Origin of the sequence: Microcystis sp. M109S1, assembly GCF_020247025.1 — a bacterium.
Taxonomy (GTDB): Bacteria; Cyanobacteriota; Cyanobacteriia; order Cyanobacteriales; family Microcystaceae; genus Microcystis.
The window spans coordinates 1-9,617 of sequence record NZ_JADBRW010000471.1; the positions used below are offsets into that span (position 1 = coordinate 1).

Genomic DNA, 9,617 nt, shown 5'->3' on the forward strand with positions numbered 1-9,617 from the left:
GTTATCAGTTATCAGTTATCAGTTATCAGATGTAAGTTTTAAGTTAATTAGTTAGTTATCTTTATAGCAGTTTTCATCAGAATGAGGTATGGGCAAGGGGCTTAAACCCTTTGTTGGCAAAACTTGTTGATACCTCAGTAACGTGAAAAGCGCTATATCTTTATACCTGTTTACTGATTACTGATTACTGATTACTGATCACTGATTACTGATTACTGTAATTTTGTCGCCATCACCGAGATAGGCTGCCCCTTTGACCACAATGCGATCGCCCGCTTGTAAACCGGTGAGAATTTCCACGCGATTATTCGGCATAATTTGACCTAATTGCACAGTTTTGGCGGTGACGGTGTTATCAGGTCCCACTAAATAAACTAGAGCTTGATTATCTTTTTGGGGTAAAACCGCAGTCATGGGGACGGTTAAACTGTTGCTAGTATTCGTTACGATCGCACCTCGTAAAAACATCCCCGGTTTTAATCCTGTATTGTCGGTTAAATCGACTTCCACTGTTGCTTGACGGGATGCCTCATCGACGATGGGATTAATTTCGCGCACCTGTCCCGATAGTTTCAGACTGGTATTAGCATCGGAAGTGATAGTAACGGGCGCTCCGACGCGGATTAAGGGCAATTGATTCTCAGGAACCCGTAATCTTAGCTCTAAACGCCCATTTTCGATGATTTTAAAGAGAGCATTTTGACCGTTGGTGGTGTCCCCGATGCGGCCATTTCTTTCGGCAATTTTGCCACTGACCGGGGAAATCAGGCGCGTCTCGTTTAATTGGGCTTTAACTATGGCTAAACGGCTTTGAGCCTCCGCTAATTGGGCTGTAGCTTGGGCAATCACTTCGGGACGATTACCCGCTTGCAATTGTGCCAGTTGCTGCTCTGCTTCTCCTAAACGGGATTGGGTCTGTTGTACGATCGCCGCTTGGTTTCTTTCTTCATTGAGGACTTCATCGAGACGATCCCGGGCGATCGCTCCTTCCGCTTCTAAACTTTGGTTTCTCTGGACGCGTTTTTTGGCCAAATCCCAATCCGATTGAGCTTGACTAATTTCGGCTTTTATGCGTTGAATAGTTTGTTTAGCTCCAGCGATCTCCTCTTTACGGCTACCCGCTTGCAATTCTGCCAAACGCGCCCGGGATTGGGCGACATTTGCCTGTGCTTGGGTTAATTGCGCTTGCAGGACGCTATCATCGAGACGAGCCAAAATTTGACCTTGGCTGACCCTATCCCCTTCATCCACAAAGATTTCTTTGATTTGTAGTCCTGTCGCTTGGGAAAGAATCGGGATTAATTCATAGGCTGCCACGCTTCCAGTCGCTTTCAGGGTGCGGGCCACGGGAGTAAATTCTACCCTAGTGGTGGTTACTGTTTGTGCTGGTGCTTCATTTTTTGCCGCTACAGGCTGAGTATTGGGGTTTTGGGCTGTTTGGGGTCGATTAGCGAAACGAGTCGCCCCTAGGGTCAATAAAACCCCCAATCCCACACCGATAAATAAACCCCTCCCTCCCGATAGCCAAGAGTTGGTTTTTGTCGGTTTTGGCGAGTATTCGGGTTCCTCTGGCTCAATTTCGGGATTAAATGCGATTTCTTCGGGAACTAGCGAATTATCGGCTGAATGCTGGTTATTTTCTAGGGTATCTGGCCGCACGGTCTGCCCTCTCGGTAGATTCTGGATAAAATGTTAAGTTTTGTATCCATTTATAATCTAACGGAAAAAGGTCACGGGTGGGGAAAGTGAGAAAGTGGACTTGCTCTAAAAATCCAAAATTGTTGTGTTTGGTGAGGATTCAGTCAGGGTGAGAGCATCTCAAACGCTATTGAAAATTGGCCAATTTTGTGAGCCACTTGCTGTGTGGGCATTTCAAGTGATACCAGTCAATCATAATAGTGACGAACAAAGACCCATTTGGTCGATTTTTGCTTAACAATTGAGATTGAGATGGCAAATTCTCCTCAAATATGCCTGAATCGTGGGTAACCAGATCACATAAAGTTTATTTTGTCAAGGATTGTTAAGATGCGCTTACCCCGCACTTTTCCCCTAGTTCCCAAAACTAAACTCTAGGAATTTTTAGCCACTGCTAAAGAGGATGAAGTGAGGGCAGAAAAGAATTTAAGAGCATGGTGTCAACAGACTTTTAAAAATTAGGTGGGCAATGCCCACCTTAATCTTAGGATGGCGGTTTGTAGGTAGAAGCAACAGATAATTCTTTTAATTGCTTGGCTGCCACTGTCGAAGGTGCAGAAGTGAGTAAACAACTAGCTTGCTGGGTTTTCGGGAAAGCAATCACATCGCGAATCGATTCTTCTCCTGCTAACAACATCACCAAGCGATCTAAACCGTAGGCGATACCACCGTGGGGAGGGGTTCCGTATTCAAAAGCTTCTAACAAAAAGCCGAATTTATTATAGGCTTCCTCTCGGGATAGACCGATAGTAGCGAAGACTTTTTCCTGTACTTCCCGTTGATAGATCCGCAAACTGCCGCCACCGATTTCAATACCATTAAAAATCATATCGTAGGCTAGGGCGCGAGCGTGGGCTAGATCGTCTAAATCTTCGGGATTAGGGGCAGTAAAGGGGTGATGCAATGCTTCCAGGCGTTTTTCCTCGGTGTTGTATTCAAACATCGGGAAATCAGTCACCCAGAGGAGGTTGATTTTCTCAGGATCAATTAATCCCAATTGTTCTCCTAAAACTAAGCGTAGGCGGGATAGGGATTTATTGACTGTATCGGTATCTCCTGCCCCAAATAACAACAGATGCCCCGGTTTTGCGCCAGTCTTCTCGATTAAAGCCTGTTTTTGTGCCTCTGTCAGGTTATCTTTAATAGCACCAATGGTATCAAAATCGTAGTCTTCGCGCACGCGAATGTAGGCAATTCCCTTCGCACCCGCGTCGGTGGCTTCTTTGAATAAATCCCCACCCGGTTTGATTCTGACGTTAGAAATCGCCTCGTTACCGTTGGGAATCGGTAAAACTTTCACCGTCCCACCACTAGCGATCGCACCTGAAAACACCTTAAATCCCGAATCGGCAAAAATCTCCGCCACATTGACCAATTCCAAGCCAAAACGGGTATCGGGGCGATCGATCCCATAGCGATCCATAGCCTCAGCATAGGTTAAACGGGGCAGGGGTAGGCTTATATCAATATTTTTGACTTTTTTGAAGATATGAGCTATTAAAGCCTCATTCAGGGCTAAAATCTCAGGTAAAGAGAGAAAACTCATCTCCATGTCCAACTGAGTAAATTCCGGTTGACGATCAGCGCGCAGATCTTCATCGCGGAAACAGCGGGCGATTTGATAGTAGCGATCCATTCCCGACACCATTAATAATTGCTTAAATAGTTGCGGTGATTGGGGTAAAGCGTACCATTGGCCCGGGTTGACACGGGAAGGAACTAGATAATCCCGCGCCCCTTCGGGAGTCGATCGAGTTAAAATTGGCGTTTCCACTTCGATAAAATGCTGTTCATCTTCGAGAAAACGGCGCATTTCCTTGACAACTTGGTGACGTAGTTGTAAATTCTGACTCATACGCTCCCGGCGTAGGTCTAGATAGCGGTATCGCAAGCGCACATCTTCTCGTACCGATTCACTTTCGGAACTAGAGACGACAAAAGGCAGTTGTTTAGTAACCCCGTTGAGAATCTCGATGCTAGTGGCGTAAATTTCGATTTCTCCGGTGGCAATGCGCGGGTTAAGGGATTCGGTAGGCCTTTGACTGACTGTTCCCGTCACCTTGATGACATACTCGTTTCTGACGGTTTCAGCGATGGGGTAGGAAGCGGGGGTTCGTTGGGGATCACTGACGATCTGGACAATACCACTGCGATCCCGCAGATCGATAAAAATAACGCCACCGTGATCGCGACGACGATCGACCCAACCGAAGAGGGTGACACTTTTTTCAATTTCGATCGCGCTAAGGTCGCCACAGTAGTGAGTTCGCATAGTCTAACTAGAGAATTACTTATATTACGAATGTAGTATAGAAAGGATGTGGCCAGAAAAAAATCAGACGGCCTTGCTCATTATGCCGGTATTTTGTCACTCTTGTCCCTTTGTTTAGGGTATTTTTATGGTCTCCTCGTCCTCAGCTATCAGCTTTTCGCCGATCGGCTATAATCAACAAGGCTCATCTAGCAGTTAGCGATTTTGAACGATTAAAATCATGAATTCCTTAGAAAAAAAAATGGTGCAACTGTTAAGAGAACTCAGGGAAGATCACCATGTTTCAGGGGTAAAAGCGGAATTCGAGACGGAAGGAACCCGACTGACGGAAGCGATGCGGTTGAAAGAAATTAGTCTGAAAGCGGGGGTAGATTTTAATCTGAAAATCGCCGGTTGCGAAGCGATCAGAGATATATTTGATGCGGTTAATTTAGGAGTCGATCGCTTGATTGCTCCCATGGTAGAAACAGCCTACGCTTTACAAAAATATCTGCGGGCAGCTAGGAGGGTTTTAGCCGATCAACGGGTGGAAGATGTGGAGTTATTAGTTAATATCGAAACGATTACTGCCTGTGAGAATTTTCAGGAAATGTTGGCGATTCCAGAGATAAAATCTCTCCATGGTATCGTGATCGGACGGATGGATTTAGCCTGTTCTTTGGGATTAACTCGCCGGGATGTGAATAGCGAGCAAGTTTTGGCTCTGGCTTTACCTTTGGCAAAAAAAGCTAAGGCTGCCGGTTTGACTGTTGCCATTGGGGGTGGGGTGTCACTGCATTCTTTACCGTTTTTCAAAATGTTCTGCCAAGGACATTTTGACCGCTTCGAGACGCGCAAAGTTATCTTTGATTGTCCCCAAGCTTTGGATAATTTCAGTTTAGCTTTGCCCAAGGCGATCGAGTTTGAATTACTCTGGCTAGAGAATAAGAAAAATTATTATGGTGCTATTGTTCGTGAAGATGACCAGCGTTTAGAAATCTTGCATAATTTACTTTTTGGTTAAAGATATTGGTCACTTCGATCAAACGCTCAAAACCTAGGCAGCAAAGTTATACGGATGTGGACTCATTATGAATAACTTCTCTTAATTATTTTACAATGGTAACTAGGAAGCAATTTAACCCACTTTTCTTGTTTCTTTTTCGGTGGAATTTGCAGGTTTATTGATAGCACCTACTTTTGTCCTAAAAACAATCGCATTATCCACCAATCCCTTGGCGTTTAATGAGAGAAATCATCAATATTGATGCAGAAATCTTACCAACAGTTTCGACAAGGCCAGAGTCTCTAAAGCACGAACTTCTGCACTATGCCAAGTATCTCATAGAAAACCACTCAAAGGAATATAATGAATGCCTTTCTGTCACCATAAACTCCTTTGATAATAGAAAATACGGCTCTTCTCGACTTTGTGTGATAATTTTTGCTTATAGAATCGTGAAATGCTTATCGGGCAGGACTTTTAGGGCTATTTTGCGGAAGAAAGTATCAGTATAGACCTCGTTTCCACACAGAAACCAGAAGAGCCAAAATACCTCAAGAGCGGAGAAATCAATCAATGTTTGCCACAATAGAAGATAAACAAGCTCTTTCCCTCGAAGCATTTCTTGCTCTTCCAGAAACTAAGCCTGCTAGGGAATATTATCAGGGAATTGTCACTCAAAAACCTATGCCAAAAGCAAAACACAGCATCTGACAATTTGAGTTAGCCTCTGCCATTAATCAACAGACTAAACCTCAAAAATTAGCTTATGCTCTACCTGAATTACGTTGTACTTTTGCAGAACGTTCAATTGTGCCAGATATTGCGGTGATTCGTTGGCAGAATTTGCCAAGAGATATAGATGGAGAAATGGCTGATCAATTTTTACGTTATCCCGATTGGATTATTGAAATTATGTCTCCCGAACAATCTGTTACCTTAGGGATGGAAAAGATTATTTTCTGTTTACAACAAGGAACAGAATTAGGTTGGTTGATTGATCCTTCAGCAAAGTCAGTCACCGTTTTTCAAACAGGATTACCGAAAGTACATATTGCAACCGCAGGAAATAATCAGCCTTTAGCGGTGATTAAAGGATTAGAAAGTTGGCTAATATCAGCAGTGGATATTTTTGCTTGGCTAAAGGTTTAATTTGTTCTATCAGCATCGTTTGGTTGATCAGGTTCTTCTCCCCTCTCCCATACAGTCTTAACCAGTAATTGGCTCTTCTCGACTTTGTGTGATAATTTTTGCTTATGGAACCCTGAAGTGCTTATTGGGCAAAACTTTTAGGACTATTTTGCGGATATTCTATCGGTATAGACCTCGTTTCCACACAGAAACCAGAAGAGCCCAGTAATTTAGATAGTTAACAGCTTACCCGCAGACTTTCCCCGCAGCACATCTGGTACATTTTGTCAAAAAAACTTTTTCGTTTTAACATAAGTACACATATTTTTGGCAAAAGATCTTTTTCGTCAAAGGAGCAATTGGCAAGTTTTCCCTAGGGACGAATTAGTCATCCTAGACTTAGCAAGGGTTTCAAGGCACAAGGACTAAAAATGCACAGAGTAACCCAATTCTTAGATACTAGCATCAGGCTGTAACTATTGCAATCTCGTTGACAAATAGGAATTTTTCTCAATTATTTTTTAAGAAAAGTAAAGATTAAGGAATGTAAATTTAAATCTTCTCAAGTATATTGGGATTTTGATAAATTTTGCTTATATAAATTAGCCCTTAGCATTCAGCTTCTGAGAGTATTTATCTTATTGGTGAAGTACAAAGTTGTCGTTTTGGCAAGTCTCCGAGCAAGGAGACGATGCCAAATCCAGTTATAATTAATCTTGAGGAGAAACCCGATATTTTTCAGTGTAATTAGTCAATTTCCTTTTTATTATCAATCTAGCTGATGGCTGACGGCTAATAGCTTTCTTTTTCCTCTGTCACCAGAGTAATACCTGTCCATTCTCCCTTCTCGTTATAAGAACGAATTAAGCGCTGTCTTTGAGTAGGAGAAAGTAACCAACCCACCTCTAAAACAAAAGGATAACCGGCATTAATTTTCAGAGGTGTATTACAGGAAGAACCATCGGGCAGCATCAGGATTTGAATCGGCAGCGGACTATTTTCAAACAACAATCTTTGTCCCTCAATACGAGCGCTAGAAGTAATTTTATTATCGCCAAAAGTCAAAGTTTGCGAGAGATAATTATCCCCCTGACGCTCGATCAATACATGGGTAGAATAGGCAGCAGAATTATAAAAATCGCGTCCCGTTGTCACCGCTTGTCCTTGCCATTGACCCAGTAATTGCTCCACCGTTAACATCGGTCTTTCTGGGGAGCTAGAATCAACTAACTTTTCCCGAATTAAAGTCAAGCGATCGAACTCACAGCGTTCATTAAATAACTGGACGATTCTTAATCGTCTTTCCCCAGAGATTAACCCAAATTCTGCGCCAAATTGTGAGGAAAAACTACTAAAATATAGAGAACCTTGGCAAAAAGCTCCCGTCTGGCTAAATAGAATACCCTGATTGAGAGAACTATACTCTAAAATTAAATCTTCCGGCACTCGATCGCTGTAGAGACGGCGGACCAATTGACGAATTGAGCGATTATTATTAATGCCTTGCAAAGATACCAAAGTCGGGGTATCTTCGATCAGATCGCCTTGGGGAGACAGACGGGTAAAAGAACCTTGCCATTGACCGAGATTTTTTAGTAAACATTCCCACTGGGAGAGCATAATAATTGAAGTAATTGGGGTAAATAGGACAAAATACATGGGAACAATTCGATTAATGCACGCCAAACTCCATCGAGTGCGCGTCAGCGAGGCTAACGTCGATTATGTCGGCAGTATCACTATCGATCGAGAATTGATTGAGCGGGTCGGTATTTTGCCCCTTGAAGAAGTGGATGTGGTCAATCTTAGCAATGGTAAGCGCTTTTCCACCTACGTTTTTCCTGGCCAAACCGGGGAAATTTGCCCCAACGGTGGTGCAGCTCTGCTCTGTCAACCTGGAGATATTTTGATTATCTATGCCTACGAACAACGTCCGAGGCAAGAAGTTCTCGAAAACGGTCATTTTGCCAAAGTTCTCGTCGCTGATGCCGAAAATCGCTGTCAGCAATTTTTTGAACAGAGCCTAATTCCCCGGGGTGATGGTCGGGGAGTGGAATTTTATAGCCAAGAATGCTGATTCTTGTCCTAAATTTGTTAACTTTCCCGTCATAATGAGAATAAGTAATGTAAACTTTCTTAGAATCAGCCCCCATGCGTGTAATTCTCATGACCGGTAAAGGAGGCGTGGGTAAAACCTCCGTCGCCGCCGCTACAGGACTCCGCTGCGCCGAACTTGGCTATAAAACCCTAGTTCTCAGCACCGATCCCGCTCACTCTCTCGCTGACAGTTTCGATCTCGAATTAGGTCACGATCCTCGTTTGGTACGCCCCCATCTTTGGGGGGCAGAATTAGATGCACTAATGGAGTTAGAAGGCAACTGGGGCGCAGTAAAACGTTACATTACTCAGGTATTGCAAGCTAGGGGTTTAGATGGAGTGCAAGCGGAAGAATTAGCGATTTTACCCGGAATGGATGAGATTTTCGGCTTAGTTCGCATGAAGCGCCACTACGATGAGGGTACTTATGATGTGTTGATTATCGATTCCGCACCCACGGGTACAGCCTTACGATTGCTGAGTTTGCCAGAAGTGGGCGGTTGGTACATGAGAAGATTTTACAAACCTTTACAGGGAATGTCGATGGCATTGCGACCACTGGTAGAACCTTTATTTCGACCGATCGCCGGTTTTTCCCTACCGGACAAGGAAGTTATGGACGCTCCCTACGAGTTTTACGAGCAGATCGAGGCTTTAGAAAAGGTTTTGACCGATAATACTCAAACCTCGGTACGTTTGGTGACAAACCCCGAAAAAATGGTGATTAAGGAGTCTTTACGCGCCCATGCCTATCTAAGTCTCTATAATGTTTCCACCGATTTGATTATTGCCAATCGGATTATTCCCGACAAAGTAACCGATCCTTTCTTTGCCCGTTGGAAAGAAAATCAACAGGTTTATAAACAGGAAATTTACGATAATTTTCATCCTTTACCGGTTAAGGAAGTTCCTCTCTACTCCGAAGAAATGTGTGGTTTACCCGCTTTGGAAAGACTGAAAGAAACTCTTTTTGCCGAGGAAGATCCGACTAAGGTTTATTACCAGGAAAACACCATTCGGGTAGTTCAACAGGAAAATAATTACAGTCTGGAATTATATTTACCCGGCATACCCAAGGAACAAATACAACTAAATAAAACTGGAGACGAGTTAAATATTCGCATTGGTAATCACCGTCGTAATTTAGTCTTGCCCCAAGCTTTAGCAGCCCTGAAACCTTCTGGAGCAAAAATGGAAGATGATTACCTGAAAATCCGTTTTAGCAACGTGGTGAAAGTGTAATTTTCCTAGATTGGGTGGGAAGCTTTTCAGTGATCAGTAAACAGTGAACAGTAATCAGTAAACAGTAATCAGTGAACAGTAAACAGTAAACAGTAAACAGTAAACAGTAAACAGTAAACAGTAAACAGTAAACAGTAAACAGTAAACAGTAAACAGTAAACAGTAAACAGTGATCAGTAAACAGTGATCAGTAAA

General features: G+C 43.2%; 6 protein-coding genes and 1 pseudogene. 4 read left to right on the forward strand and 3 right to left on the reverse strand.

Features of this window, described 5'->3' with window-relative positions; all coding sequences use genetic code 11:
- Window positions 1-198: 198 nt before the first annotated feature.
- Window positions 199-1,659 (reverse strand): efflux RND transporter periplasmic adaptor subunit, encoded by a 1,461-nt coding sequence (locus IM322_RS23050; RefSeq protein WP_287674027.1) that lies wholly within the window; start codon window positions 1,657-1,659, stop codon window positions 199-201.
- Window positions 1,660-2,182: 523 nt separating this feature from the next.
- The gene (gene aspS / locus IM322_RS23055; protein ID WP_287078431.1) at window positions 2,183-3,970 is read right to left on the reverse strand and encodes an aspartate--tRNA ligase; all 1,788 of its coding nucleotides are present in this window, start codon (window positions 3,968-3,970) and stop codon (window positions 2,183-2,185) included.
- Between the two features lie 220 nt (window positions 3,971-4,190).
- Here aspS and IM322_RS23060 point away from each other — a divergent pair, with 220 nt between their 5' ends.
- Together IM322_RS23060 and IM322_RS23065 are read left to right on the forward strand one after the other, a co-directional pair.
- Entirely contained in the window at window positions 4,191-4,973 is a 783-nt protein-coding gene (locus IM322_RS23060) for an aldolase/citrate lyase family protein (RefSeq protein ID WP_287674030.1), read from the forward strand.
- A gap of 555 nt (window positions 4,974-5,528) precedes the next feature.
- Window positions 5,529-6,104 (forward strand): annotated as a pseudogene (locus IM322_RS23065) (Uma2 family endonuclease).
- Between the two features lie 771 nt (window positions 6,105-6,875).
- Here IM322_RS23065 and IM322_RS23070 read toward each other — a convergent pair.
- Window positions 6,876-7,703, reverse strand: coding sequence for a DUF3598 family protein (locus tag IM322_RS23070; protein ID WP_287676368.1), 828 nt, complete (start codon window positions 7,701-7,703; stop codon window positions 6,876-6,878).
- A gap of 37 nt (window positions 7,704-7,740) precedes the next feature.
- Here IM322_RS23070 and panD point away from each other — a divergent pair, with 37 nt between their 5' ends.
- Window positions 7,741-8,160, forward strand: a complete 420-nt coding sequence (gene panD / locus IM322_RS23075; RefSeq protein WP_052277873.1) for an aspartate 1-decarboxylase — start codon at window positions 7,741-7,743, stop codon at window positions 8,158-8,160.
- Between the two features lie 74 nt (window positions 8,161-8,234).
- Window positions 8,235-9,422 carry a TRC40/GET3/ArsA family transport-energizing ATPase gene (locus IM322_RS23080; protein ID WP_286826316.1) on the forward strand — a complete coding sequence of 396 codons (1,188 nt, stop codon included), beginning with the start codon at window positions 8,235-8,237 and terminating at the stop codon, window positions 9,420-9,422.
- The last annotated feature ends 195 nt before the right edge of the window (window positions 9,423-9,617 follow it).

What these genes read in the sequence shown, in the direction of transcription:
- aspS (WP_287078431.1), bottom strand. Translation starts at nt 3,970, where the DNA reads ATGCGAACTCACTACTGTGGCGACCTTAGCGCGATCGAAATTGAAAAA.
- IM322_RS23060 (WP_287674030.1), top strand. Translation starts at nt 4,191, where the DNA reads ATGAATTCCTTAGAAAAAAAAATGGTGCAACTGTTAAGAGAACTCAGG.
- IM322_RS23070 (WP_287676368.1), bottom strand. Translation starts at nt 7,703, where the DNA reads ATGCTCTCCCAGTGGGAATGTTTACTAAAAAATCTCGGTCAATGGCAA.
- panD (WP_052277873.1), top strand. Translation starts at nt 7,741, where the DNA reads ATGGGAACAATTCGATTAATGCACGCCAAACTCCATCGAGTGCGCGTC.
- IM322_RS23080 (WP_286826316.1), top strand. Translation starts at nt 8,235, where the DNA reads ATGCGTGTAATTCTCATGACCGGTAAAGGAGGCGTGGGTAAAACCTCC.